This window comes from Streptomyces sp. NPDC042259, from assembly GCF_055582085.1.
In genome coordinates this window covers 59,689-84,819 of the sequence record NZ_JBVJDW010000017.1, presented here as the reverse complement: position 1 = coordinate 84,819, position 25,131 = coordinate 59,689, and the positions used below count along the sequence as shown (strand labels likewise).

The following is a 25,131-nucleotide window of genomic DNA, read 5'->3' as shown; positions in this document are numbered from 1 at the left end:
GGGAGAGGCCCTACGGGCGCTCCTCGGGCGCCGGGGCGTACGCGTACGCCCCGGCCGGCTCCACCGGTTCGCACACCTTCTGCCACGGGGGTGCGGCGCTGCCGGCGGTCCAGTCGGCGAGGGCCCGCTCGTCGAGGCAGAGGATGCCGGTGCGGGCGGCGTAGTCCAGGGCGGGCCCGGTGAAGTCGCTGGTGGTCACGACGGCCGCGACGTGGGCGGCGGCGATGTGCAGCGTCAGGCCGGCGCCGCAGACCACGATGGCCAGCAGCGCGAAGACGAAGGCGGTGCGGCGCAGGCTGAGGCCGTGCGGCCGGCGCGCCGGCGCCGGCAGACGGACGGCTCGGGTATCGACATCTTCGGCGGCTCCCCCCCCCCCCCCGCTGCGGCTCTCAAGATCACTCGGTGGGGTGCGCCTGCCCCCGTCCGGGGGATTCGTGGGCCCTTCCGGGCCGGTGGGGAGTGTACGAAGGCGGACGCGGGGCCCCGGGCATGGTCGGCATGCCGTCGCTCCCGCGCGATGTGACGGGCTCCGCGTCCGCCTTCGGTCCGTGGGCGGCTCAGTCCGCCGGGCGGCGCGCCGACAGCAGCGGCCAGATGTCGGCCCGTACGCGGGCGGGCGAGCCGAGCACCCGTGATTCCACCGTGGCGCGGCGGTAGAAGAGCTGGGCGTCGCTGGCGTCGGTCATGCCGTGCGCGCCGTGCAGGTGCAGCACGTCCCGGCCGGCGTCCCGGGCCAGTTCGGCCGCCATGGCCAGGACCTGGCTGGCGGTCAGCCGGTGGTCGCGGCCGGTGTCGGCCGGCGGCTGGGCAGGGGCGGCCCACACCAGGCCCGAGCACTTGCCTGGCTCCCGGTTGTGCGGCTCCCCGGCCCAACGCTGCGCGGTGAAGACGACCCCCAGCCGCGCCTCGCCTTCCGGGGAGCGGTGGTGGATGAGGTGGCAGAACTCCAGGTCGACCGGCGAACCGATCCCCGCCGCGCTGTCGTCGACCTGTGGATGAAGCCGATCGACGAGCAGCACGTCGCAGAGCCCGGCCTGGTGGTGCTGGACATCACCGGCGGGGACGAGGACACCGTCCGGGCCGTCATGGCCGCGTTGGAGGAGCGCTGGGCTACTTCGGGCATCGGCCCGGTACGCAGGGATCCCGGCGAGCCCGGGGTGCGGGCCCGGGTCTACGCCGACGTCCTGCGCCCGGGACGGGACGGCCCGTAGCCCAGGCTGCCCTTGGGCTTGCCCAGGCGCTCAGGTTTGCCCGGCCGCCAGCTCCCACAGGTGGCGAGCAAGCCCGGTGCCGTCGCAGTGGAAGCACCGGCCGCCCAACGAGCCCCCCAACTAGCGGCGGGCGCAGCAGCCTTACGGCATCAGTGGGTGGAGTGGCGACCGGAGGCGCCCTCGAGGCACATTGGATGGCCGATCGCAGGCATCACCACCCACTTCTGACCGGCACAAACGTGGGATGACCTCCCTGACGACCCTCCCATTCCGCCCTGCCCTTCAACTGCCTTGCATGTCCGCGCCGTTGAACCCACTGAGCGCCTCCGGGAAGGACCCACTTGAGGGTGGGCCGAAGGCGGCAAGCAACACCCATGACCCTCCCGGGCGTCAGGTAATCACACACTTTCGGGGGACTCCATGGCATGTCGCCTCTGACCTAGCATTCCCATCAGTTACCCGCCGTGCAATTGCATATGGGAATCGATGATCTTGCCGTCGGAAGAGGACGCACCTTCTCCGGCGTGATTCCCGCGGCGGAGCCAGTCAGCTGAGCGGAAGGTGGGCAGGGCATGCGGTTCGAAAATGGCGTAGCGGCAAGCGAGATCAGCGGAGCAGTGTGGGTGAAGAGCAGTGCCAGCGTTGGGCAGGGCAACTGTATTGAAGTTGCGAGGCTACCCGAGGGGGCGGTGGCGGTGCGCAACTCGCGTCACCCTGGAGGGCCGGCCCTGGTCTACACGCGCGAGGAGATGGTGGCGTTTCTTAGTGGCGCCAAGGGCGGGGAGTTCGATCACGTGACAGCCTGATCGCATACCGGGAGGCTTAGGCCAAAGCTTGGTTCGGTGGACATACGGGCTTCATGCTGGGTAGCTGTTGCCTTTGATCAGACCTCAACGGGAGTCTGGATGTCCGCCGTTCGCAAGCCGGAAGAGCCCGTGGGGGCATCAGTGATCTCCATGGGCCGCGACTCCAAACGGGAGGCTGCGGCACGACTACTGGGGGAGCATCTGCGCATCCTGCGACAGGAGCGTGGGCTTGGGCTCAAGGATGTGGCGCCGGTCATTCGTGGTTCGGTATCGAAGATCAGCCGTCTGGAGCGTGGTGAGAGTCCGCCAAAGGAGCGGGACATCTACGACTTGGTGCGGTTCTACGGCGTCACGACTGAGCAGATGCAGGAGATCGACAGCCTGCTGCACCAGGCCCAGCACAACGAGTGGTGGCAGCAGTACAGCGATGTCACTCCGGGGTTTCTTAAGCGCCTGGTCGGCCTGGAGGGGGCGGCCGAGCAGATCTACACCTACGAAAATCACGTGGTGCCGGGCCTCCTGCAAACCCGGTCTTACGCGCGCGTGCTCGTGACTGCGGCGATGCCTAGCGCGCCGCCGGAAAGCATCGAGAAGCGGGTTGAGCTGCGGATGCGCCGGCAGTGCATGCTCAGGCAGCCCACCCCCCGGGTTGTAGCGCTGCTGGACGAGGGCATCTTGCAGCGACCCGTGGGTGGGGCTGAGGTGATGTGTGAACAGCTGGAGTACCTCCAGCACGCGGCCGAGGTGCAGAACATCAACATTCGCATCGTCGAGTTCGAGCACGGGGCTGACGTTGCCCCGACGTATCCGATTACTCATCTGCGTTTCCGCGATGGCGGGCCGTCTGAACTCGTCTACGTCGAGCTTATCAACAGTGCTATGTATGTGACCCGTCCCGCAGAGATTGACGAGTACCGGAATGTGCTCAACGAGTTGAGCTACGTGGCAGCGTCCAGGGACGAGACCAACCGGCTGCTGGACGAGGCCATCGACCGGTATCGGCGCCGCAGCCGTAGGTGAGGATGTGGGCGCCGCGCACCTTCTGGGCTTACAGCCGGGCGAGGCCGCCCCATTCGACCCAGTCCTTGGCGCGCTGAGCGGTCGGCGGAGGCGGTGCGTCTGGGCGCCAGTCGACGACGTCCACCAGGCCGGGGGCAAGGATGTCCATGCCGCGGAAGTAGGCCCGGACCTCCTGCGACTCGCGGACGCGGCCCCAGGCTCCGCCGGTGCTGTCATCCATCAGCTTGGTGACGTCGTCCCGCACCGTTGGGTCATCACTGACGAGCTGGCAGATGACCATGAAGCTGCCTGGCGCCAGCTCGTCGGCGACTCGCCTGATCAAAGCCGCAGGGTCGTTGTGGTCGTTGGTGTCCGGCAGGCAGTGCAGGACGGAGACGAATAGCGCCGCGATGGGGCGCTTCAGGTCGATGAGCCGGCGGGTCTCTTCATGCGCGAGGATGTCCCCGGTTTCCCTCATGTCAGCCTGGATGACGGCTGTGTTCTTGTTCTCCTGCAGCGTGGTGCGGCCGTGGGCGAGAACGATGGGGTCATGGTCGACGTAGACGACGCGGCAGTCCGGGTTGATGCGCTGGGCGATCTGGTGGACGTTGTCCTGGGTCGGCAGACCTGAACCGTGATCGATGAACTGGTCGATGCCGTATTCGCCGGCCAGTACGCGGACCACGCGTCGCAGGAAGGCGCGGTTGTTGCGGGCGAGAACCTGAGTACTGGGCGCGATTGCCAATAGTTTCTCGCAGGCGTCGCGGTCCGATTTGTAGTTTTCCACCCCTCCCAGCAGCCAGTCGTACATACGGGCGACGCTGGGCGTGTGCACATCAATCGCGTGGGTTTTCGGTTTGTCTCCGTGGGCCATATGTCCCCCTGTGACCTTTGACCTTGGCCAAAGATGCCTGAGCTGACGGAAGTGCCCATGCTAGAGATTGCCAACTTCAGGAACCAGTCCCTCGAACGAGGGGGCGGGACGCACAAGGGTGAATTACGTCAATCCAAGGGGGAGAAACTCTCCCCGGAGAGCGCGGACTTACGCACCGGGTGCGGAGCCGGGCTAGGGAGAAGAAGGGGCGGCGCAGCGCTCGGCTACTCGCAGCAGGACCTGTACGCAGGAGCCGTCCGTGCCCATCAGGGCAGCGGTTTCGTCAACCGACAGCCCAAGGCCGTTTCGCAGGAGCACCGCGTCTGCTTGGGGTGTGTCGGCTAAGCAGGAGGTGGCGTGTGAGGGCCGTGAGGTTGGGGTGCCGGTGTGCCGGGTGACGGACCGGTTGAGCAGGCGCCAGGCGAAAGCGGCGGGGCAGGGGCTGCGGAGCGCTCTCGACCAGGTGACGCCCAGCTCGCCGAATGCGTCTGCCACTGCTTGCTGGGCTGTCTCGCGGTCCCCGGCTCGCGCGCGGGCGTAGCGGAGGTAGAGGGGGTAGTGGAGTTGGCGGAATGCGGCCAGGGCCAGGGGGGACATTAAGTCGGCTGCCGTCGGCGGAGAGGAGTCGGGAGGCAGGAGGGGGGTGCGCCGCGCGGTGATGCGCTGGCTCATGCGGGTTCACTTCCTGGGTCGGGGTTCAGTGCCCGCTGGGAGGGCGGGTAGAGAGACTGTTGGTGCGGGCGCAGTCCAGGTCATCCCATAGGTGCCGGACGCTGATGGGGTGCGCGGCCAGAGCGGTCACCAAGCGCTCTGTGGTGGGCCAGTCGGGCAGGTGTGAGCCGGTCAGAGTGCCGGTGATCACAGCGGGGGTAAGGCCGGTGAGTGTGCTGAGTTGTGCCGGTTCGGGGCAGGCGGCTGCCAGGTGTAGGCCGCGCAGCGCGGTACGCAGGCGGGTAGCAGCGTCAGTAACCGCCTGTCCGGAGGGGCGTCTCCTGCCCTGTGCAGCCTCCCAGATGACGCGCATTTCTTCAGGGTTGCCGTTCAGGATGGTGGTCAGCATGTGGATGACCGGCCAGGAGGGCACCTGGGTTCCGGCGAGGATCTGGTAGAGGTCTGCGGGAGGCAAGTCGGCCTGCAAGGCGGCTTCGCTCAGGGGGATTCCGCTCCGGCGCTGCAGCGTGGCAAGCGCTGTTGCAAGTGCACGAGGGGCGACCAGTGGCTCGGGGCTCTTGTGCGGTCCGCTGACTTCAGGGTTCGGCTCGTGGCGTTCGCTGGCAGGCTGGGGTACGTCCGGTGGCGGGTGTGTGCCAGGGTGTTCCGCCAGCAGCTGCTCGATCTTTGTCTCGTTCCAGCGGACCCGGGCTGTGGTTTCGCTCAGCCCGGTCTGGGCCGCGATGTCCTGCCAGGAGGTTCCGGCGGCACGGGCATCGTGCACCGCGGCGGCGATGTAGCGGCGCAGCTCGCTCTCCACCCGTTCCGTGATGTCGAGCAGGGTCCGAAGCCGCGCCCCGGACTCCTCGGCGGCTACCAGATTCCAGGTGAGGACCTGCAGACCTCCGGCGACAACTGCCCCCGAGGGCAGTGCGGAGGTCCCGGGACCCTGGCGTCGGCGGCGGTCCCTGTTGCGCTGAGCGCGCCGCCTGCACTTCGCGTCGCAATATGCCCGAGGCCGTCCGGGCCGGCACTCGTGCCCCAGACGCTCACCGCAAGATCCGCAGGTCCCCTTACGTGGTAAGACGCTCATGCGGGGGTCTCCGTCTCCGCCCGCGCGGAAGGCGAGGTTACTTCCCGCAGGCCAGTCGGGCGTGGGGCGGCAGACGCCTGGGCTGCCGCCCCACGCGCGCGTCAGCTTCGGCGGATACGCAGAAGACGGACCGAGCAGCAGCCAGCGGCTGCCGAGAGGGACCCGAGCAGCGGCACCAGCTCACTCAGGGGCAGCGATTCCCGCACAACTACCCAGATGAAGATGATCACCACCAGGACGATTCCGAGACCGATCCTGATATCCCACACGCTCACCGAGGTTTTCGGCCCTGCGGGATGAGGCATGCTTTGCTTGCAGGATGCCGAGGACGTCAGCGAACGCCCTCGGCCCTTTCGAATGGTCATGCTCTTTCCTTTCACGCATGATGACCTTCGGATGCAGCCCCGGGGTGCCACCCGGGGCTGCTGCATGTAGGCGTCACATCAAGCACGCCCTGCATTTCCAGGATGACCATACAGCTAATCGCAGAATATTTGCGCCGATGACGGAAGGGCGAGATTCCTCCTCCCGCCATGCAAATCTGCGTCTCACGCAAGCGCTGCACGCAGAGGTTGACGCCCCAAATCAAGAATCGAATGAAAATTCAGCACAAGAGGCCAAAACCATCCCTCACGTGCAATATTCTGATCACTTATTTACCGAGTGAGCGTCCTTCCGGATCACATATGACACTTGGCCGTAAATATGCCGGGAGTGTCTCCTTCCTTCCTGGAGTCAACCTCGGCTCCGGCGCAGCGCCAGGTTCACTCTTTGGGGTTCACTCGCCACAATCGGAATGTCAATTCCGCTCCTCATGCACGAGCAAATGCAAAAAATAGCAATTCGCTTGAGCGAATCAAGGAGTGGAAGAACATTTTCTCCCCCTGTCTCTCCACCTCTCCTCGGCGCACCACGTCGGCACAGCTCAGCTGTCCAGCCCTCCGGCGGCACGTCCACCGATGACGCGGTAAGCACCGTCCAGGGGTCCCTTTGCGCAGCCCGAAACCATGTAGCGCTCCCCCTGCCATGGGAACGGGGACGGCTTCGACCGCTGGCGAGCAGCAACGCCTGCTGTAGCCCGCACCGCTCCCCCGCCGGGCACCGCGGAGGTGGTGATGCAACCCGGCTACGGCTTCGCCAAGGACCTAGCCGTCGCACTTCACCGGCCGGCTCTGACGACGCAGGAGCAGGCGGACGTGACAGCTGATCGGGTACTGGCCGAGGCCGGCCTGTAAGGTCTCGCGCCTCAGATCAGTTTGTGGCGGTGAGCTGCTCGATCCGCTGAGGAAATCCTGGCTCGGGGAGGGGCAGGTCGACGTCGTCGACGTCGTCCAGGGCGTCGGGGACGTAGGCGATCACGGCGCTGGCGGCTGCGGAGAAAGCGCCGTCGCTGTCGCGCAGGGCCTCGAGCATGCGCAGCGCGGCGTTGAGGTCGGTGCGGTTGAGGTTCTCGGGGGTTTTGGGGACGAGGTTCTCCAGGCCGGCCTGGTGGTGCCAGAGGCCAGCTTCGCGGCGTTCGCCGAGGGCCATGTGGTGGAGGTAGAGGCAGCAGGCGGCGGCGCGGTTGCCGGCGCCTGCGGCGAACTGCCACCAGAACTGTGCGGAGTCCTCGCGCTCGGCGAGCTGCAGCACGCAGCCCAGGACGAGGGCGCCGTCGGGTTCCAGGATGCGGCGGGCGAGGAATTCGCCGAGCTTGTGGAGGTCCTGGGTCACCACCGTGCGGCACAGGGCGCGCAGTTGGCGGCGGAAGGCGCGGTGGGGCAGCCAGCTTCGTTCCGCGGCGCGGATGGCGGCGCTGCGGGCCGGGGCCATCTGGTCGTCGAAGTTCAGGGCGCCGTGCCACATGCGGGCGGTGATCCGGGCGGCGAGGCGGGTCTCGGCGTCCGCGGTGTCGGAGCACGTGTACGGGCGGTGTTCCAGTCGTACGCGGGCCAGCGCCTCGTTGAGCAGGTGGTCAGTCATGTGTGTTCCCCCCTTCCCGGGCGGAGGTGTCGCGGTCGAATCCGAGGGACTGGCGCAGGCGGTGGCGGGCGAACCGGGCGGCGGAGCGCACCCCGCCGGCAGTGATGCCCATGATGTCGGCGACTTCGTGGGTGGTGTGGCCTAGGCAGTGGAGCAGCACGATGACGTCGTGCTGGCGCTCAGGCAGGGACCGGATGGCTTCGAAGACGGACAGACTGTGTTCGAGTTCGCCGATCGGGTCGACTGCGTTGCGCAGGGCTGTGGTCTCGAACGCGGCGGTGTCGATGACGGTGGGGCGGCGTTTGCGGGCGCGGGCGCAGTCGATGGTGCGGTGGCGGACCACGGCCCAGGCGTAGGCGCGGGGTGATTCCTGGGACAGGACGGTGTTCCAGGCAATGTAGAGCTCTTCGAAGGCCTGGTCGACGGCTTCCTCGGCGTCGTGGCGGTTGCCGAGGAACAGCTCGGCCCAGTGGACGTAGGTGCCTCGGTAGAGCTCGTGGAAGGCGCGGTAGTCGGCGGGGAGTCCGGTCATGGGAGCAACGCCGGTGCGGCGGGGCGAAGCAGAAGTCACCTGCTCCCTCCCCGCTGCCCGTGCCGCCGTGTCCGAAGACGGCGGTGCAGCTCCCTCCGGCTTGTCCGGGAGCCGGCCAGGGCGGCGCGGGCGCCTTTGCGGGACGCATGTGCGCTCACCGCTGTGGCGAGCGGGACGCCTGTGAGATGTGTATTCACGGAACCGCAAATCCCTCCAGTCGTGACGATCAACGGCTTCAGGCGCAAGACGGTGCACGCTCCCCCGAGCACTCCTGCTGCCCCTGGAGGCCCTGTTGTCCTCCTCCGCCAATAAAGGCGACCGCCGCCCCTGGATCGTGCAAGACCTGAAGGTAAAAACATTCGGAGCGCACCCGTCCGGATGCCCTTCAACGTCCCCGCTCCTCCCCCACTGCAACGCCAGGGGCGGCAAACCTCCGACGGGCCACAGCCAAGGCCTACGATTTGCAGGCCAGCGTCAAGCCCTGCCCCTCCTTGCTTCGCTCGCGTTGGTCTTGCTGCTCCGCGTCCCAGGTCAGGGCCAGGACACGCATTCGTCGACCCCCGCTCCGTGGCGATCGTCAGGCGGCCAGGCTCCATCCGAGCTGAGCCCGCGAACGCCTTACGCGAACAGCTACCTGGCATCCGGGGGGCCACGGAGAACCGCAGGCGCCAGCGTCAGGGGTTCGGGCTGTTTCAACAGGTGACACTCCGGGTGCCCCTTCACGCACCGTTGAGCCCACCGGCCTTGGCCAGCCGGCCCCATTCCCTGGGCGGGGGCGTGTGCCTGGCAACAGGGCATCTGCGCTGCTCGGCGCATACCACGGGATACGGGTTGCCGGTGAGAGGCGTGCGACTAATGGTGTGCGCTGAGGCGTGAACGCTGGGCGCTGTCGGGTGGTGTGAATGTTCGCCTCGTGTAACACGTGCTGGGACTTTCAACTGTGGGCTTGGGGTTGGGCGCACAGTGATGACCCTCGGCACTTCGCCGGGATCACCAACAACTGGCACGGCCCGTCGGGCTATGCCTGAAAGCAAGGTTGTTATGTCTTCAGCTGCTATTGCACGTGTTGCCGCCACCGCCGTCGCGTGCGGCGCGGTCCTTGCCACCACGGTCCTCCCCGCGGCCGCGGCCACCCATGCCAGCCCGGGACGTGTGACCTCGCCCATCGTGATCGGGAAGGTCCAGTACGACAGCTCCGGGAAGGACGACCGCAGCGCCTGGAGCCTCAACGCCGAGTGGGTCGACATCGTCAACACCGGCCGCCACGTGGGCAACCTGAGGAACTGGACCCTGAAGGACGCCGACCGGCACACCTACCGCTTCGGTCACCTGCGCCTGGCCGCCCACCAGAAGGTCCGCGTTCACACCGGCAGCGGCCGTGACACCGTCCGCGACGTCTACCAGAACCGCCGCGCCTACGTCTGGGACAACTACCGCGACACCGCCACCCTCCGCGATGACCACGGCCGCGTCGTCGACACCGAGTCCTGGGGCCACCGAGGGCGCTGACCGGTAAACGGGGGCCGCTCACTACTCAATGTGTCAGCAGCTCCTCAACCTGGTGCGCCCCGGTCCACACGGCCCGGGGCGCACGGCGTGCACCACCCGGGCAGCAGCCGCCTCCGGCCGCGGTTGCTTGCTACCAGGGGAGCAACGCCATTCCAGACGCCTACCCTGGCCTTGGCAGCGGCCGGGGCTGGCGGCGCGGCCAGGTCAGGTTGCCCATCGCAGAGTGCCAGCCTGTGCCGGCGGCAGCAGCCCGGCAGCGATGAGCGCGGCCCGCCTGCTGTCCAGCGATCTCGTAAGCACGCTCACAGGAGTCCACGTCGTGGAAGGGCCATCCGTGAGCAAGACCGCGCCCGCCACTCCCCTGAGGCCCTTCCAACAGGCCCGCCCTCAACGCCGGTAGGTACTCGGCGGGCAGCCGATTCTGCGGCACGGTGTCGAGGAGCTCCAGCCCATCATCGGTGCCTGGTGGATCGAAGTCCGTAACGATGTGCACGCACGGCCCGCAGGCACCGACGTCCAGCTTCACACGCACGCACACACTGGGCACGGGAACGGGTAGGACGGTCATCGATCTCACCCACCCATTACCGGCCTACCAGCGCATTACAGCGCCAGGCTCTCGTCCTTCCAACGTACGTGCAGTGGGAGCTCCTTCGCCCCGATCGTGTGGCGGGGGTCCTCGAGGCGGACTCCTTCCCCCACCGTGAATCCGCTCCACCGCCGGAGCATTGCCTGCAGGGCGATCCTCAGCTCCAGCCGAGCGAGCGGCGCGCCGAGGCAATAGTGGATTCCCCGGCCGAGCGCGAGGTGGTGGTTGGGAGTGCGCGCGATGTCGAAGCGGTCTGCCGTAGGGAAGAACCGTTCATCGAGGTTGGCCGAGGTGAGCCACACGAGGACGATTTCGTCCGGTGGTATCGAGACGCCGCGAAGGTGTGTCCGCTGCCGGGTGCGGCGCGGCGCCGCCGGTAGCTGTCCCCGGTAGCGGAGGACTTCTTCCACCGCCGCCGGCACTGCTGAGGGGGCCGCGCGCAGCGTGGCTGTGTGCTCGGGGTGGTCGCCGAGGAGCAGGACGGCGTTGCTCAACATCATCGTCGTCGTGATGTGGCCGGCGACGAGCAGGAAGCCGCAGACGCCGAGGATCTCCTCGTCCGCCAGCCGCTCGCCGTTGCTCTCCACTGTGACGAGTTTGCTGATCAGGTCTGTGCCGGGCCGTGAGCGACGTTTGCGGATGATGTCGAGGAAGTAGCCGTTCATCTCCCCGATTGCGGGCTCGATGGACTGCAGCATCTCCGGGGTCGCGACGATCACAGGTTCGTCCGTGCGTCCTTGGAAGAACAAGGCGTTGGACCACTTTTTAAACCGGAAGCGGTCGACGGTCGGGATTTCCAGGAGCTCGACGATGACGGTGAGCGGAAGGGGATAGGCCAACTGGTCGATCAGCTCGATCTTCTCTGACCGCCCCATGGCGTCGAGCAGTTCTTCGGCGATCTTCTCGATCCGGGGCTCAAGTTCCGCTGTCACACGCGGTGTGAACGCCTTGCTGACCAAGTTCCGGAGCTTCTTGTGCTGCGGCGGGTCGAAGCCCAGGAAGGCACCCTTGGCGACCGTGGCGAACTGTTCGGGCTGCGGGATGAGATCACGCATGTCCGAGGAGAACACCGTGTGGTCGTTGAGGATCGTGGCGGCGTCCTCGTACCGGAATACGTGCCAGTAGCCGAGCTTCTCGTCATAGTGCACGGGGGCGAACTCCCGCATATGGGCCCACCAGGCGACCAGTGCCTCGTAGTCGGGCGGCTGGTCGGCCAGGCTTAGCCCGGAAATGGCCTTGCCGGTCATTGCTGTCCCCTTCTCACTGAAGCGTGGGCCGAGTTCTCCCTACGATCCGCGCGCACGATCTCCGCCAAGGCGTGGACCGCGCGGTCGATGTCGGCAACCGAGTTGAGAATGCCGGGCGCGAACCGCACCGCGCTGCTGCGATAGGGGGTCTGACCGGCCATGACGCGGACGTTCTCCAGAGCGGCCACGATCTGCGCGGGGTCCTGGCCCGTGACGTCGAAGCAGGTCATGCCTGACCGCATTGTCTGGTCTGCCGGGGTGCGCAGGGAGACGCCGTCGATCTCCGTGAGCCGCCTGTGGCAGTAAGCGTTGAGATCGGCGATGCGGGCCGCGACCTTGTCCTTCCCCAGGGCAAGTTGGAAGTCGAAGGCTTCCGCCAGCGCCCAACGGTGTTCGTATGCGGGGAAACCACCCGGCGTGCACAGCCGGGCGCGGGGCGCCTCCGAGTCGGGCGTGCGGCCCAGATACCACGGCCAGAATACCTCGACGTCGAACGATGTCATGATCGGCTCTATCGCGTTCCATCCCTTCTCGCTGCCCCAGACCAGTCCGGTACCGCGCGGGCCGAAGAACCACTTGTGACAGCCGGTCATGAAGAAATCACAGCCGAGTTCCTCGACAGCGAAGTCCTCCACTCCGAAACCGTGCACGGCGTCGACGCAGACGAGCACCTGACGGTCCTCGGGCCGCCCGGCGTTGATCTCCGCGATCACCCGGCCTATGCGCGCCAGCGGCAGTTTCACACCCGTTCCGGAATGCACCCACGTCAGTGCCAGCACACGGGTGCGGTCACGGATCTCCCGCGTGATCGCCGCGACGATCTCCTCGCTCGTCGCGGTTGGAGCGTGCTCGTACAGGCGGATTCGACGATGGGAGGAACCGCTGGCCGCCTCCTTGAAGCGCAACAGCTCGGAGGCCGCGTAATGCTCGTGCTCCGTGCTGAGGATCTCGTCGCCCGGCCGGAGCCGCATGCCCGTATACACCACGGCCATTCCGGCCGTCGTGCTTTCCGTGAGGGCGATCGCGTCCGGCCGCGTCTCCAGATAGATACCCGCCCGTTCGAGTACCCGCCGCACCCGTTCGTCGCGCTGCTGGAAGTGGAGGGCGGGGTTACGGTCCAGTCGCGTCCGGTGGTAGGCGATGGCCTCGCGCACCGGGCGTGGGTGAGGAGCCAGCATCGACAGGGCGAGGTGCACATAGGAGGGGTCGAGATCGAACTGATCGCGGGCCCATTCCCAGAGTCGGGACGCGGCTGCCGGCTCCACCGGGGCGGTGGCCGGCGGGTTGGCACTCACGTTCGTCATCGTGTCCTTCCGTCACATCACAGAGGTCGGTCCGGGGGTGGGCGGCGACGCGGCGCTGGTGGGGAGGTATGGCGGATCAGGCGCGCGGTAGATCAGGCATCCGGCCGTGAGGCGACGACGTACATGACCGGAGTCGGCAGCACAATGCGGTCTGTACGCTTGCTGCGGGCGCGTGCCTCGGCCTTGATGTCGTCTTCCGCGGCGGCCCGTTCCCGGTCGCTTACCCGTTCCCAGAGCCTCCGCATTCCATGAGTCCACGTCCAGAGCAGAAAGCTCTCTGGGGAGTCTGCGGTGATGAAGGCTGGCTCCTCCCGTGCCGTGGCCTCCGTGAAACATGCCGCCCGGAGGTCGGGCAGGGCCTGCCGTGCTCCGCCGAACGCCTCGGCGTAGGGATAGATGCCGCTGCCCGCGTTATGGGCGGCGCAGAGGCGGGCGATGGACCGCAGTCCGAAGACTTCCGGCGCGGGGTCGTCGACCGTGACGGGGGCGGAAAGGGCCAGGCGCCCGCCCGGGCGGAGCAGCCGGTAGTACGCCCGGAACACCTTGGGGATGTCGGCCAGCATGTGCACACTCATCCCGCCGGTGATGACGTCGAAGCTCTCAGGTGGGAACGCAGGTTCCGCTCCCTCCATCACCACGGCGTTGACCTGTTGCAGGCCCTTGTCCCGCGCTTCGGCGAGCACGCTCTCCACCATGGCACGGGACAGGTCGATCCCCGTAACTTTTCCGCCTTCCCCCACGGCGTGGGCCGCGGGGAACAGTACGGCTCCCCGGCCGCAGCCGACGTCCAGAACGGCGTCTCCGGGAGCGACTCTCGCATGGGCGACGAGCCGCGCACCGATCGGACCGAAGAACTCCACGTCCGACCGGTCGTACTGCGGGGCCAGCTGATCGAAGACCAGCTGTGCCTTGCGCCGTGCGTCCGTCGCCTCAGGCCTGCCCATGAGCCGGTCATCCACGATGGGTGTCCATCGTCAGGAACAGGTCGTGGTGCAGGTTCCGCAGGAGCGTGTTGTCTCCGCTGTCGCTCCGGTCGACGAGCCCCAGCCGGGCGGCCTTCGCGAGCAGGTCCTCGGTTTCCTCAAGCCCGTAGTGCTCCAGGACGGCCACGACGGAGTCCGGGTACCGACTCTTGTCGATTTTATGGGAGCCACTGCCCGGGGAGCCGGTGGAACGGGTTTCCGCCATGGCCTGCAGCAGCCTGGGGAGGATCTTCATGGTGCCTTCGTAGGTGGCCCATTCCGGGATCCTGTAATCGAGCGGGTCGGTCCGTCGGAGAACCCTTCGGCACACCTCCACGAAGTGCGTTTCCGACATGCGGGCGAATTCGTACGGGTTCCCGTTGCTGTGATCGAGGTACTCGACGTCGACGAGTCCGCCGTTCGCGTCGTCGATGTAGTACGGAAAACCGTCGAAGCGGGGCACCACTGCCGGGACCCCACATGCCAGGGCCTCGAGCGGGGACTTGCCGTAGGTTTCGAAGATGCTCGTCGCGCCGGAGACGAAGATATCCGCCGCGTTATAGAGGGTGGCCGTCCGTTCCTTCTCCAGCCGGTGGAAGAGGACCACGTCCGTCATCTGCGGCGCCAGCCGGTTGTAGTAGGGCGGGTCGATGTGGGTCACGGACATGACGAGAAGAGCGTCGGGCTCGTGCTCGCGCAGTCTGCGGTACCCGCCAAGGAGGTGCGCCAGGCCCTTGTCGTTCATGAATCGGCCGGTGTACAGCAGGATCCGGCGGTCCTGGGGCAGTCCCAGCCGCTCCCGGCACTCCCGCTTGTCCTGCTTGCGGTAGACGTTTTTGATGCCGAAGGTGCAAATGTTCTTGGCTGGTATCCGGGTGATGTGCGCGTAGGCGCGCGCAGCGTTCTGCGAACCGCAGATGACCAGGTCCTCGGGGTGGGGGTGCTCTGCGACGAGCAGGAAGAAGAGGAGAGCGTCGAACGGGTAGGGGTTGGTGTGCGGGATCATAAGGGCGGGGCAGTGGTAGCCGTCGCGCCGCATGAAGTACAGCAGCGGTATCGATTCGACGTACTCCGCGACCACGACGTCGACCGTGGAGAGATCGCAGGAGGCCTTGAGCCTGCGGTACGTCTGCGCGAAAGCATCGTACGTGTGCTCCGCTGCCGGCAGCGGACGGAGCGCGAAGAAGAGGGTGTCCGCCTCCTCGCAGAAATTCTTGATGTCCTCTGCCGAATCAGTGAGGGCGAGAACCTTGGGCACGGCGTCTTCTCCTCCTGCCATCGTGCCGGACAACAGCACGGGTGCCCCCGGAACAGACCGCGCTCCGGGGCACCCGTCGGCCTCAACTGGTGGGCAGCGTCTCGAAGTACATCTGTGCGCTGCTCAGCCCCGCCCACTTCCGTGTCGCCTGCACACTCCGAGTGGCCTTGATCACTCGACGGATGCCTTCCCGTACGTCGACTTCGTGCCGGAATCCGAGTACATCGACGGCGCGGGTGACATCAGCGAGCAGCCGTTGGGCGTAGATGGCAATCGGGACGTCGACGAACTTGGGCTCGACCTCCTTGCCCAGTTCCTCGGCGATCAGGATCAGCACCTCGTTGAAGGAGGTCTCGATGCCAGTGCCCACGTTGAACTCCTGGGTGGCGAGGTCCTTTTCCAACGCCGTCCGGAAGGCGAGACCGGCATCTTCCACATAGATGAAGTCTCGTGTCTGCCGGCCATCACCCCAGACCACCGGGGTCACATCGTTGAGAACAGCCCAGACGAAGAGGGAGATGACGTTCGCGTAGCCACCCTTACTGAACTCGTCATGGCCGTAGACACTGAAGGGCCGCATGCCGATGGCCGTGATCCCATACCTCTCCGAGTACTGGGCGGCCACCTCCTCGTTCCATTTCTTGGAGAGCGCCTTGAGGTCCGGCGGATTGAGCTCCATGCCCTCGACGTAAGGGACGGGATTTCCCTCGTACACGGCGCTGGTGCTCGCGTACACAAGCTTGCCGACATCGCGACGGCGCATGGCCTCAAGGAGGTTGACGAAGCCGTGGGTGGTCACCGAGGCTCCACCGACCGGGTCCTCCTCGTACATGAGGAAGGAGGAGGGAGCGGCCAGGTGAATGACGGAGTCCTTGCCCTTCATGAGCTGCATCAGTAAATCGAGGTTCCGGGTGTCGCCCTGGATCCATTCGACGTGGTCGCGGATGTCGTCGGGTATGTGCTCCCAGCCGCCGATCTTGAAATTGTCCAGTGACGTGATGCGATAACCGTCGCCGAGCATGGCCCTGATCATGTTGCGGCCGATGAATCCCGCTCCACCAGTGACCAGAACGTCTTTGAACGTCATTGTTCCCCTCAGCTCTCGGTGATGGTGTCTGACAGAGCGCAGCCGCCGCTGGACGGCGGCTGCGCGATGTGCAGTGGTGCGTTTCCTCGCTGCGGGACGACTGTCAAGCGAGGGTGCGTTCGGGCATCCACGCGGTTCCGGCGGGAGCCCATTCGGTGCGTTCGGGCATCCACGCCGTTCCGGCGGGAGCCCATTCGGTGCGTTCGGGCATCCACGCCGTTCCGGCGGGAGCCCATTCTGTCCGTTCGGGCATCCACGCCGTTCCGGCGGGAGCCCATTCTGTCCGTTCGCTTCGCATGCTGCTTCTCCAATCTCAAGGGAAGCGGAGACCGTTCTTCCGCCCTCGTCGGGTTGGATCCGCTGAAATTGCCCGCCGGGGTGGATGGACGCCCCGCATCGGGCCGAGAGGGAGGGGTCGAGGTGCGGATGTCAGGCATCCAGGTGTCTCCGCCATCTCGCATCGAATTTCCTCGACCTTTGGCAGTTTGCAGTCCGGGCGAAGGCCGGGTCAATGATGCGCGGGTGTTCTTTTGAGTCAGTGACCACGTTACGGATGTGACTGGTGTTGCCCCTGTTAGCTGATGAGGCCCTTCCGGACCAAGTCCACTCCAGGGCGTCCCACGCAGCCAGTCCCGTAAAGACCGACGTCAGCCGCAGGATCGAGTGTTGTCGCCCCCTCAGTTCGGGCCCGAGGGGCCTGATTTCCCCGCCCGGCCGACTTTGAGTGCGGCTAAGCTCCCGCGTTAAGAACTCGTTCATGGGGCATCAAGTGGTGGAACGGGGGTATCAGTGGCCCATGCAACCGCATCTGAGAACGGGCACACAGGAGTCGGCAGGGTCGCCTTCGCCGGCCTGGTGGGGACGACCAGTCAGTACTTCGGCTTCTTCAGTTACGCCCTTGCTGCGGTGCTCGTCTTCCCCAGCGTCTTCTTCCCCGGGGCGAATGGCGCCACTGCTGCCTTGACGACGTTCGCGTCGATCGGGGTCGCCTTTGTCGTACGACCGCTGGGGGCCCTCATCTTTGGGCACTTCGGCGACCGCTCCGGACGCACGCAGGTGCTCATCTACTCTTTGCTGACGATGGGATCGGCGACCGTCTCCATTGGTCTGCTGCCGGGGTACGCGGACATCGGTGTCGCTGCGCCCGTACTTCTCGTGCTGCTCCGGATGATGCAGGGGGCCGCCCTCGGTGGTGAGGGCATGGGTGCCGTGGTGCTGGCTGTCGAACATGCCCCGCCCCGCCATCGGGGGTTGTACTCGGCATTCCCCGGAGCCGGTGCCTCTCTCGGAGCGTTGCTGGCCAACGGCGTTTTCCTCCTGCTGTCGATGGGGATGACGCCTGATCAGTTCCGGGCATGGGGCTGGCGCGTACCGTTCCTCGCCAGTTGTGTGCTGGCTGGCGTCGCGGTCTTCGCGCGGGTTTCGATATCCGAGACACCTGCCTTCAAGGCCTCTGCGCGAAGGCATGGGAAGGTTCGGGTTCCTCTCACTTACGTTGTCCGACGTAAGCTGCGGGTGTTGACGCTCTCCACCGGCGCACTGGTGGTCGGCAACGTTCTCTATTTCGTGACGCAGACTTTCGCGCTGTCCTATGGGACAACCGTTCTCGACGTCTCACACCGGACTATGCTTCGCGTTACCTTGACCTCCATCGCCGTGCAGTCGGTCGCCGGCTTCGCATCGGCGGTGTTCTCCGACCGCCTCGGGCGGCGTAGGGTCTGCATGGCCGGGGCGCTGCTCTGTGCAGTGTGGGCGGTTCCGCTGATCTGGTTGCTGCGGACCCGATCGCCCTGGTTGATCACGGTTGGATTTTCTGTCTCCATGCTCGTCTACGCGATTTACTCAGGACCGTTGAGCGCGTACCTGGCCGGCATGTTCGAGACCCGCATCCGTTTCACCGCCGTCGCCCTGGTCTTCAACACTGGGGTCATGGTGGGCGGCGCTTTGGCGCCCACCATGTCCGACCGTCTCGTCGCGCTGACGGGATCGGTGTGGGCGGTGTCGGGTTTCGTCATCGCCACCGCTGTGCTCAGCCTGTTCTCGCTGTGGCGCCTTTCCGAGTCCTACCCGGAGGGCCTCGGCCCCGAAACGGAGGAGCCCACTCGGCCTCAGCGCATCTGCCCACCGCGTTCGGGACGGACCACACTGATGCGTCCCTCAGTCGCACGAAGCCTCAGTCCGGACATTAGCTGCAGCCTCATGAAGGGAAGACGCGATGAGCGCCGCAACCTCTGATGGTACGACGGCCCCCTCCGCTGTGGAGCGGGTCACTTGCATGGGAACGCTCTTCACTCCCTGGGCGATACGCGCCGCCGTCACCTTGCGCATCCCCGACCTGGTCGCCCAAGGCTTCACCGAGCCCGGCCCGTTGGCCGCGTGTACCCAGACGGACCCACATGCCCTACTCCGGCTCCTGCGCCACTTGGCGAACCTGGGCCTGCTGCAGAGGCAGGGGGCTACGGGCTTCGGGTTGACCGGATTGGGGCAAGTACTGTGCCGCGACCACCCGGCGGGGATCGCGGGCTTTTACGACCAGGGCGACGCCTGGGCCCGGGCCGGCGACCAAGTCATACCTGGCCTGCTCCACTCCGTCCGTACCGGACAGCCCGCCTGGGAAGATGTCCACGGAAAACCATTCTGGAAGGCCCTCGCGGCCGACCAGGAACTGGCGGAAGCGTTCGACCGTGCAATGTCCGCCCACATCTCCGGTATCGGCCCGTGGCTCGCTGCCAACCGGGACTGGAGGACCGTCCGAGATGTGGTGGACGTGGGCGGCGGAACTGGAATGCTGCTGGTCGCCCTGCTGCGCGGACACGCGCATCTGCGCGGCACCGTCGTCGAACAGGCAGCGACGGCAAAACGTGCTTCCGCGCTATTCGCTGAGGAAGGGCTGTCGGAACGGGCGACCGCGCTCAGCGGCAGCTTCTTCGACGCACTGCCGCCAGGCGGTGACGTTTACCTCCTGGCCCACATCCTTCACGACTGGCCGGACAAGGACGCGGTCACCGTGCTGCACCGCTGTGCCGATGCCCTCAACGGGCAAGGCCGGGTTTTCGTCGTGGATCGCATTCGCACCGAGTCGGGCGACACCGAATCGGAGGAGACGGCTGCTCAACTAGCGGTGAGCCAGAGGGACATGGCCATGTTGGTGGTGCTGGGCGGGGTGGAACGGACCGAGGAGGAATTCCAGCAGGTAGGGAAGAGGGCCGGGCTGCGGCTCGTGTCCACCGTCCCTACAGAGGAGAAGGGGCTGTTCCTGATGGAATTCGCCCCGGAGCGGTGACGGTGGCTATGTCCCGAACACAGGCCGGCTAGGTCGTCGTCTCATGTTTCCGTTCCGTCATGACGGCCCCGTGTGCCGCCCCGTCGGCACGGCTCCGCATGACGGGCACAAGGACCACGAGGCCGAGGAACGCCAGGACCGCAGCGACGACCGGAATCAGGCCCATGTCTGCGGCGATGACGCCCCCACCGACTGCTCCTCCGAGCGCGGCCCCGATGTAGACGGAGCTGCTGTGGACCGCCATCGCCTGCCCCGCGGCCTCCCTGCCCGCACGGGCGAGCATCAGGGACTGAAGGCTGGGCGGCACCGCCCACGCGGCAGCCGACCAGCACACCAGCAGCGCGGCGGCAAACGCCACCGGGACCGGCCGGACGAGCCAGAACCCAGCGAATGCCAGCATGGCCCCGCAGAACACCGAGCTCGCCAGCGCGAAGACCCGTCCCGGGCTGTACCGGTCGATGAGACGACCGGACACCTGCGTACCGAGCAGGCCCCCGGCGCCGGAGCAGACCAGCAGAACGCCGAGCACCGTCGGCGTCACACCGGAGACCCCCGACAGGAACGGCGCGATGTACGTCTGGAACGCCAGATTGCCGGCGACGGTCAGCACGGTGACCAGCAGGATCACCGTAACGGTGCCGTTGAGGAGAGGCCGGACCATGAACCCGAGCGTCTTTCGCTCCTCGACAGCGTGCGCCTCCGCTCGGGGAAGGGTGCGGACGAGCATGAGGAGCGCGCAGATGCCGAGGAGCCCGCCGAACACGAAGGTCGCCCTCCATCCGAGGGCCGCGCCGATCCAGGTGCCGACGGGGACCCCCAGCAGCACCGCCCCGGTCAGGCCGGTCATGACGGTCGCCAGGTACCGGCCCTGCCGCTCCGGTGGGGCCTCCGCGCTGGCCGCGGCGAGCGCGGAGGGCAGCACCATGGCGGCAGCCAGGGCGGCGACGACCCTGAGCGCCATGAGCACTGCGTACCCGTCCACGAGCAGCACCGCGAAGTTCGCGGCGCCGAATACGGCGAGTGCCCCGCACAGCGCTCGCTTCCGGGCGATTCTCACCGGCAGCAGCGCCCATACGGGGGCGGCGACGGCGTAAGTCAGCGAGTAGACCGTGACCAGTTGACCCGTGGCGGTCTCGGACAAGTGCACGGTGTCCGAGATCGCGGGGAGGACTCCGATGATGATGTAGTCGTCCGTCTGAACAGCGAAGGCGGCAAGTGTGAGAGCAAGCAGCCACACCGGGCGGGCGCGGGATAACGGCGTCATACCGTAAGGGTAACAAACGTTTCCTTAACCTTGTGTCAGAGTATGACTGTGCACGACATGGAGGTGTGTTCGAGTGCCCAGACCCGCCAGCCCGGAGCGCCGTCGTGAGGTCACCGACGCGGCGATCGAGCAGCTCGCCGCCACAGGAATCGGGAATTTCTCACTGCGCACACTGGCGGAGGGGATCGGGCAGACCACCCGCGTGCTCACCCACCACTTCGCCGACAAGAACGCCCTCCTCACCGCGGTCCTCCTGCGACTGGACGAGCGCCAGCACGCGGCGCTGCAGTCGACGCCCGGCTGGAACGACCCGGATGTCGAGGTCGGCCCCATCGTCCGCTCGGCGTGGGACCGCACCCTCGGCCCCCGCGAACTTGCCATGACTCGGCTGATCAGAGAGATCGAAGGGCTCGCCGCAGCAGGACGACTCCCGCTGCCCGGCGCCGGATTCGTCCGCGGACGCGCCGAGTTCGTCGCCTCTTGCCTTATGCGACGCGGCATGCCCGAGAGCAGCGCCCTACCCACGGCCACCCTGCTCAACAGCGCCTTCTCCGGCCTGCAGGGCGACTACCTCATCACCGGGGACAGGGAGCGGGCCGAAACCGCCCTCGACGAGCTCTGCGCGTGGATCGACTCCTGCGTACGGGCAGCCCGCCACACTGACGGAACACCCGCCACACCGAACTGACACCGCGCCCGGCCGCCTCCGACTGCCCCCTGCCCCTTCGGTCAAAGAGGCCGCTCAGTCGAACGGCCACCCGTCCGCCGCCTCGCACGACGGGGAGACCCCCGGCGGTACGGGGAACAGCGCAAAGCAACCACGGACAGCAGGCCGTCGAGGCGAGCGAACCCCGGGAGCTCCGGACGCGATCGGCTCACGTCCGCCTGCGCAGAGAGCACCGTTCCCCGAGTACGCCGGGGTCTGCACCCACTTTTCCCCGCTGCCCGGGTGCCGACCGCCCCGTTGGGACGCCGATCGCGGCCAGTACTGGGACTCGCCACCTGGCGCATATGCTCTCTGACGCGGCACTAGGTCTGCGTTCGGCTGGCTGCCGAGCAGAGTGTTCAGGTCAGCTGAGCGGTACTTCCCCTTGTTCCGGAGTAGGTGGCAGGAGTGCTTGAAGGTAGCTCTGCGTTTCCTGGTCGGTGGAGTAAAGGCGGGTCCCCTTGGCGCCGCGGCTGGCGAGGACGCGGTAGGTGTTCAGGCCGTAGGAGAGGTAGCGGTGCGGGGCCAGGTGGCGGAGTGCATCGTCATGGCTGGCGTCGGGGACGGCTATCCAGCGCCCGTCGCGGCGGATAAGGTCGTTGCCCATGATGACGACGTTGTAGTCGTATTCCATGCCTTGTGCTGTGTAGACGCAGCCGACTAGTCGGTGGCCACCGGGATCGGTTGCCCAGTAGGGGCGAGCAGGTATGTCGGGGTGGTCGATGTCGGTCACGTCGGCGCGTGAGTTCCACGGGTGGGACCAGGTGCGGGGGCCGTCTGTTCCTGCCCAGGAGATGTGAACTTCCGGCAGCAGGGGCGGAGTGGGCGGAGAGTCCCAGGGCCAGCAGAAGCCGGCGGTGATCCTGGCGATGCTGCCGTTGTCGGTGTGCGCGGTGATCCAGTTCTCGCATTCCTGCGGATCCTGTGCTACGGCCAGGTCGTAGTCGGTGGCGATCCATGCCGGCGGGGGACCTTCGGGTTGCAGGAGTTGGTTGATCCAGTCGAGATAGGCGCCTGAGCCGTTGCACCGGAACTGTGCGGTGAGATTGATGTGCCAGAGGCTGTGGCCCTGGCTCGTAGCGTGCTGGGTGATCTCGTCGAGCGTGATTCCTTCGGTCGGCCGGACAGTCTGCTGCTCGTCTAGAAACAGCACGGTCACGCCGGCCCTGTCGATGAGCTTTCCCAAGGTCGTGGGGAAGGTGCCGCGGCGGTGGTCTGTGTAGGTCCGTGCACGGTGTGCTTCGTCGACCAGTACAACGCTGCTGGGCTGCACACCTGCAGGGATTCTATCGACGAAGGTGCTGATGAGTCCGCGGGAGACGGAGCCGACCGTGCGCTGCAACTGCCTGGTGAGGGTTCCGCTGGGGGTGACAAGACGTGGGTTCGCGGCGGGCTGCTGGCATAGGTCGCCCAGGACTCGGCAGGCGATGGCGGTCTTCCCGGTGCCGGGCCCGCCGGTCACGACGATGATGCTCTTCTTGGACTGGGAGGGGCTGACAGCGACGGTGTGCAAAATTTCCTGGCGCGCGAGGTCTTGGTCACCGATGAGGGCGAAAGCGTCGTGGCCGTCGATCACCTTGCCGGCTCGTGCGAGCAGGTTGGGCGAGGGGCGGTGCCGTGCCCGCAGGAATGCCCCCAGTTGGTCCGGGTTCACGGGGCCAAGGTCAGCGCAGGTGAGCCGGTGGGCAAGGGCGCTGGCATTCGGGTGGGGCGTGAGGTCATCGCGGCCCAGGACGGGGAATCTGGAGGATGGTCCGGTGCCGGAGAGCGCTCGCAGGGTTGCGACCAGGGTGCTGGGAGCGTCATGTAGGACGGCGATGCCCCGTACGTCCAGGGGGATTTCGTCGTGGGATACCCAGTCGGTGAGGTAGGTGGCGTATCCGCCGACCTGTCGGGCGGGATGTTGCACTGTGCGCTCGCCGACCTTGAGCATGCCCGGACGCGCCTGGTTGGTGCGGGCGTTGGTCCATTGCTTGAGTTCGACGACGACCGTGCCGAACCGGCCGTCGGGCGTCTGGCCGGCCAGGAGGGCGTCGACGCGTTCCCCGGTAGCAGGCAGCGCGTACTCGAGCAGGATGTGAAGGTGGCTCAGGCCTGCGGCGAGGAGTACGTCCACCAGGTGAGGCCAGCTGCGGCGCCAGCTGCGCAGTTCTTGTGGACTGGGGGTGGTCCCGAAATGATGCGTGAATCGGCTTTCGGTCGTCGTGATGAACGCCGGTTTGTCTAATTCCGTGGCCAGGTCGGCGACGGTGCCCTCGTAGACATGCATGGCTTGACCTATACCAGGGGTGGCTGACAGCCTCAGCGCGCGGGTCCGCCGGGGGGTGTGTCAGTGGCTTCTGGTACTTCTTGGTCATGACCATCAGATCGCTTCAGCAGGCGCTTGCCGACTTCGCTGCCGAACGGGAGTGGGAACAGTTCCACACACCCAAGAACCTGGCCATGGCGTTGGCCGGTGAGAGTGGCGAACTCCTGGAGGTCTTCCAGTGGCTGACTGCCCCTGAGTCCGCCACCGTGATGAGCGAGGCGTCCAAAGCCGCTCGGGTGCGTGAGGAGATGGCGGACGTCTTCGCGTACCTTTTGAGGATGGCCGACGTCCTGGACGTCGACCTGGAGCAGGCGTTGCTGGAAAAGATCGAGGTCAACGGCCGTAAGTACCCGGTCGAGCAGGCGCGAGGCCGGGCGGACAAGTACACGCAACTGGGGGGTTGATTCATCCGATGCGCATCGTGATGCAGCCGGCACGCCGGTCCGAGAAGGTCGTCAACAAGCACTACGAAGACACCATCGCAAGCCCGGTCAGCTTCGAGGACTACGCCCATCTGCTCGAGCCTGGGGTCGTCGACCAGCTCAAGCAGCTGTTTCCGTCCGGCGCGGCGCAGATGTGGGGTGTCGTCCCGGGCAAGCAGAACGTCAACGTCTCCCGTATCAAGAAGATGAGCCCTGGGGACTGGGTGTTCTTCACTGGCGACAAGAAGCTCTACTTCGGCGGCACCATCGCACTGATGTGGCGCAGCCAGCCCTTGGCCGAGGAGCTGTGGGGGACCGACGCTGACGGCAATACCTGGGAGTACATGTACGCCCTCTCTGGTACCCGGGGGTTTGACATTCCCGTCAGCGAGATCCGCGAGCTCCTCAGTTGGAACCCGCAGCGCAACATCATGGGCATCTCTGTCCTCAACGAGGACGAAAGTGACACTCTCCAGACTTACCTCACCCTTGACCCCTCCCCCGCAGCCGCCCTGGCCGTGGATCCGGAGCAGGAAGAGAAGGCCATCGCTGCCTTCGACGGTGAGCTGGAGCGCACAGCCCAACGTGCCCAGCGGGGTGAGCAGGTGGCCCTCAAGCGTCGCCTCCTGCCCGGCAGTACGGGGCAGTGCGCTCTGTGTGGGCGGGAACTGCCCGGCACCTTCTTGATAGGAGCGCACATCAAGAAGCGGGCGATGTGCACCGATGACGAGAAGCGTGACCTGGCCAATATCGCTATGCTCGCTTGCACTTTTGGCTGCGATGCTTTGTATGAGCACGGGTACATCACGGTCGCCGAGGGAGGAGCCATCCAGGTCAGCCCCCTTGCGGAGGGCATCTTCGAGGTCGCCGAGCATATCCAGCAGCGACTGGCCGGTCGCACGGTCACGTGGTGGACTCCACAGCGCGAAGCGTACTACCAGTGGCACCGCACCCATACTTTCAAGGAACTCCCCTCGTCCTGAAACCTCAGCGCTGACTCCGGGGCTGGTCAGGGGAGTGAGACCGGCACCGGTGGAGATTTCAGCTCTGCTCCTGCAGGAAAA

23 protein-coding genes are annotated in these 25,131 nt (G+C 66.5%); 9 read left to right on the top strand and 14 right to left on the bottom strand.

The window, feature by feature from the left end; translation table 11 throughout:
• Positions 1-10: 10 nt before the first annotated feature.
• Complete coding sequence (locus ACZ6MA_RS31760) at positions 11-256, bottom strand: hypothetical protein (protein ID WP_469438121.1); 246 nt, start codon at positions 254-256, stop codon at positions 11-13.
• Between the two features lie 301 nt (positions 257-557).
• Entirely contained in the window at positions 558-1,019 is a 462-nt protein-coding gene (locus tag ACZ6MA_RS31755; protein ID WP_469438119.1) for an NUDIX hydrolase, read from the bottom strand.
• Here ACZ6MA_RS31755 and ACZ6MA_RS31750 point away from each other — a divergent pair.
• The 3 genes from ACZ6MA_RS31750 (at position 996) to ACZ6MA_RS31740 (ending at position 3,037) form a co-directional block, all read left to right on the top strand.
• Positions 996-1,211 (top strand): DUF6207 family protein, encoded by a 216-nt coding sequence (locus ACZ6MA_RS31750; protein ID WP_469438117.1) that lies wholly within the window; start codon positions 996-998, stop codon positions 1,209-1,211. The two genes, ACZ6MA_RS31755 and ACZ6MA_RS31750, sit on opposite strands and share 24 nt — an antisense overlap.
• 572 nt (positions 1,212-1,783) lie before the next feature.
• Positions 1,784-2,017, top strand: a complete 234-nt coding sequence (locus tag ACZ6MA_RS31745) for a DUF397 domain-containing protein (protein ID WP_469438115.1) — start codon at positions 1,784-1,786, stop codon at positions 2,015-2,017.
• Positions 2,018-2,116: 99 nt separating this feature from the next.
• The gene (locus ACZ6MA_RS31740) at positions 2,117-3,037 is read left to right on the top strand and encodes a helix-turn-helix domain-containing protein (protein ID WP_469438113.1); all 921 of its coding nucleotides are present in this window, start codon (positions 2,117-2,119) and stop codon (positions 3,035-3,037) included.
• A 28-nt stretch (positions 3,038-3,065) separates the two neighbouring features.
• Here the strand turns inward: ACZ6MA_RS31740 and ACZ6MA_RS31735 are convergent, their stop codons facing one another.
• The 5 genes from ACZ6MA_RS31735 to ACZ6MA_RS31715 all read right to left on the bottom strand — a co-directional run bounded on the left by ACZ6MA_RS31735 (position 3,066) and on the right by ACZ6MA_RS31715 (position 8,128).
• Entirely contained in the window at positions 3,066-3,890 is an 825-nt protein-coding gene (locus tag ACZ6MA_RS31735; RefSeq protein ID WP_469438111.1) for an SAM-dependent methyltransferase, read from the bottom strand.
• Positions 3,891-4,587: 697 nt separating this feature from the next.
• Positions 4,588-5,361: a hypothetical protein gene (locus tag ACZ6MA_RS31730; RefSeq protein ID WP_469438109.1), complete on the bottom strand. Its 774-nt coding sequence runs from the start codon at positions 5,359-5,361 to the stop codon at positions 4,588-4,590.
• A gap of 374 nt (positions 5,362-5,735) precedes the next feature.
• Positions 5,736-5,999: a hypothetical protein gene (locus tag ACZ6MA_RS31725; protein ID WP_466842435.1), complete on the bottom strand. Its 264-nt coding sequence runs from the start codon at positions 5,997-5,999 to the stop codon at positions 5,736-5,738.
• An 886-nt stretch (positions 6,000-6,885) separates the two neighbouring features.
• Positions 6,886-7,596, bottom strand: coding sequence for a hypothetical protein (locus ACZ6MA_RS31720; RefSeq protein ID WP_466842432.1), 711 nt, complete (start codon positions 7,594-7,596; stop codon positions 6,886-6,888).
• The gene (locus ACZ6MA_RS31715; protein ID WP_469438107.1) at positions 7,589-8,128 is read right to left on the bottom strand and encodes an RNA polymerase sigma factor; all 540 of its coding nucleotides are present in this window, start codon (positions 8,126-8,128) and stop codon (positions 7,589-7,591) included. The genes ACZ6MA_RS31720 and ACZ6MA_RS31715 overlap by 8 nt, the downstream gene beginning before the upstream one ends.
• Positions 8,129-9,280: 1,152 nt before the next feature.
• On the opposite strand from ACZ6MA_RS31715, the gene ACZ6MA_RS31710 reads away from it, so the two are divergent.
• A complete protein-coding gene (locus ACZ6MA_RS31710; RefSeq protein WP_469438105.1) occupies positions 9,281-9,637 on the top strand; it encodes a lamin tail domain-containing protein in 357 nt (118 codons plus the stop codon).
• A gap of 603 nt (positions 9,638-10,240) precedes the next feature.
• Here ACZ6MA_RS31710 and ACZ6MA_RS31705 read toward each other — a convergent pair.
• The 5 genes from ACZ6MA_RS31705 to ACZ6MA_RS31685 form a co-directional block, all read right to left on the bottom strand.
• Positions 10,241-11,473: a cytochrome P450 gene (locus tag ACZ6MA_RS31705; RefSeq protein ID WP_469438103.1), complete on the bottom strand. Its 1,233-nt coding sequence runs from the start codon at positions 11,471-11,473 to the stop codon at positions 10,241-10,243.
• Positions 11,470-12,768 carry an aminotransferase class V-fold PLP-dependent enzyme gene (locus ACZ6MA_RS31700; RefSeq protein WP_469438101.1) on the bottom strand — a complete coding sequence of 433 codons (1,299 nt, stop codon included), beginning with the start codon at positions 12,766-12,768 and terminating at the stop codon, positions 11,470-11,472. Before ACZ6MA_RS31700 ends, ACZ6MA_RS31705 begins: the two co-directional genes overlap by 4 nt.
• Positions 12,769-12,869: 101 nt before the next feature.
• The gene (locus tag ACZ6MA_RS31695; protein ID WP_469438100.1) at positions 12,870-13,736 is read right to left on the bottom strand and encodes a class I SAM-dependent methyltransferase; all 867 of its coding nucleotides are present in this window, start codon (positions 13,734-13,736) and stop codon (positions 12,870-12,872) included.
• Positions 13,729-14,997: a glycosyltransferase family 4 protein gene (locus tag ACZ6MA_RS31690; RefSeq protein WP_469438098.1), complete on the bottom strand. Its 1,269-nt coding sequence runs from the start codon at positions 14,995-14,997 to the stop codon at positions 13,729-13,731. Before ACZ6MA_RS31690 ends, ACZ6MA_RS31695 begins: the two co-directional genes overlap by 8 nt.
• Positions 14,998-15,079: 82 nt before the next feature.
• Positions 15,080-16,084 (bottom strand): NAD-dependent epimerase/dehydratase family protein, encoded by a 1,005-nt coding sequence (locus tag ACZ6MA_RS31685; RefSeq protein ID WP_469438096.1) that lies wholly within the window; start codon positions 16,082-16,084, stop codon positions 15,080-15,082.
• Positions 16,085-16,939: 855 nt separating this feature from the next.
• On the opposite strand from ACZ6MA_RS31685, the gene ACZ6MA_RS31680 reads away from it, so the two are divergent.
• A complete protein-coding gene (locus ACZ6MA_RS31680; protein WP_469438094.1) occupies positions 16,940-18,319 on the top strand; it encodes an MFS transporter in 1,380 nt (459 codons plus the stop codon).
• 40 nt (positions 18,320-18,359) lie between these two features.
• Positions 18,360-19,367, top strand: a complete 1,008-nt coding sequence (locus ACZ6MA_RS31675) for a methyltransferase (RefSeq protein WP_469438092.1) — start codon at positions 18,360-18,362, stop codon at positions 19,365-19,367.
• 28 nt (positions 19,368-19,395) lie between these two features.
• Here the strand turns inward: ACZ6MA_RS31675 and ACZ6MA_RS31670 are convergent, their stop codons facing one another.
• Positions 19,396-20,631, bottom strand: coding sequence for an MFS transporter (locus tag ACZ6MA_RS31670; RefSeq protein WP_469438090.1), 1,236 nt, complete (start codon positions 20,629-20,631; stop codon positions 19,396-19,398).
• A gap of 73 nt (positions 20,632-20,704) precedes the next feature.
• On the opposite strand from ACZ6MA_RS31670, the gene ACZ6MA_RS31665 reads away from it, so the two are divergent.
• Positions 20,705-21,319, top strand: a complete 615-nt coding sequence (locus tag ACZ6MA_RS31665; RefSeq protein WP_469438088.1) for a TetR/AcrR family transcriptional regulator — start codon at positions 20,705-20,707, stop codon at positions 21,317-21,319.
• 382 nt (positions 21,320-21,701) lie between these two features.
• Here the strand turns inward: ACZ6MA_RS31665 and ACZ6MA_RS31660 are convergent, their stop codons facing one another.
• Complete coding sequence (locus tag ACZ6MA_RS31660) at positions 21,702-23,606, bottom strand: DNA/RNA helicase domain-containing protein (protein ID WP_469438086.1); 1,905 nt, start codon at positions 23,604-23,606, stop codon at positions 21,702-21,704.
• 86 nt (positions 23,607-23,692) lie between these two features.
• Here ACZ6MA_RS31660 and ACZ6MA_RS31655 point away from each other — a divergent pair, with 86 nt between their 5' ends.
• Together ACZ6MA_RS31655 and ACZ6MA_RS31650 are read left to right on the top strand one after the other, a co-directional pair.
• A complete protein-coding gene (locus tag ACZ6MA_RS31655; RefSeq protein WP_469438084.1) occupies positions 23,693-24,049 on the top strand; it encodes a nucleotide pyrophosphohydrolase in 357 nt (118 codons plus the stop codon).
• 8 nt (positions 24,050-24,057) lie between these two features.
• On the top strand, positions 24,058-25,050 hold the full coding sequence (locus ACZ6MA_RS31650) for a hypothetical protein (protein ID WP_469438082.1): 993 nt from the start codon (positions 24,058-24,060) through the stop codon (positions 25,048-25,050).
• Positions 25,051-25,131 lie beyond the last annotated feature (81 nt).

Bases quoted from the DNA above. Each gene is read 5' to 3' on its own strand.
- ACZ6MA_RS31720 (WP_466842432.1), bottom strand. From the start codon at position 7,596: ATGACTGACCACCTGCTCAACGAGGCGCTGGCCCGCGTACGACTGGAA.
- ACZ6MA_RS31675 (WP_469438092.1), top strand. From the start codon at position 18,360: ATGGGAACGCTCTTCACTCCCTGGGCGATACGCGCCGCCGTCACCTTG.
- ACZ6MA_RS31750 (WP_469438117.1), top strand. From the start codon at position 996: ATGAAGCCGATCGACGAGCAGCACGTCGCAGAGCCCGGCCTGGTGGTG.
- ACZ6MA_RS31670 (WP_469438090.1), bottom strand. From the start codon at position 20,631: ATGACGCCGTTATCCCGCGCCCGCCCGGTGTGGCTGCTTGCTCTCACA.
- ACZ6MA_RS31725 (WP_466842435.1), bottom strand. From the start codon at position 5,999: ATGACCATTCGAAAGGGCCGAGGGCGTTCGCTGACGTCCTCGGCATCC.
- ACZ6MA_RS31705 (WP_469438103.1), bottom strand. From the start codon at position 11,473: ATGACCGGCAAGGCCATTTCCGGGCTAAGCCTGGCCGACCAGCCGCCC.
- ACZ6MA_RS31735 (WP_469438111.1), bottom strand. From the start codon at position 3,890: ATGGCCCACGGAGACAAACCGAAAACCCACGCGATTGATGTGCACACG.
- ACZ6MA_RS31650 (WP_469438082.1), top strand. From the start codon at position 24,058: ATGCGCATCGTGATGCAGCCGGCACGCCGGTCCGAGAAGGTCGTCAAC.
- ACZ6MA_RS31745 (WP_469438115.1), top strand. From the start codon at position 1,784: ATGCGGTTCGAAAATGGCGTAGCGGCAAGCGAGATCAGCGGAGCAGTG.
- ACZ6MA_RS31655 (WP_469438084.1), top strand. From the start codon at position 23,693: ATGACCATCAGATCGCTTCAGCAGGCGCTTGCCGACTTCGCTGCCGAA.
- ACZ6MA_RS31660 (WP_469438086.1), bottom strand. From the start codon at position 23,606: ATGCATGTCTACGAGGGCACCGTCGCCGACCTGGCCACGGAATTAGAC.
- ACZ6MA_RS31740 (WP_469438113.1), top strand. From the start codon at position 2,117: ATGTCCGCCGTTCGCAAGCCGGAAGAGCCCGTGGGGGCATCAGTGATC.
- ACZ6MA_RS31685 (WP_469438096.1), bottom strand. From the start codon at position 16,084: ATGACGTTCAAAGACGTTCTGGTCACTGGTGGAGCGGGATTCATCGGC.
- ACZ6MA_RS31715 (WP_469438107.1), bottom strand. From the start codon at position 8,128: ATGACCGGACTCCCCGCCGACTACCGCGCCTTCCACGAGCTCTACCGA.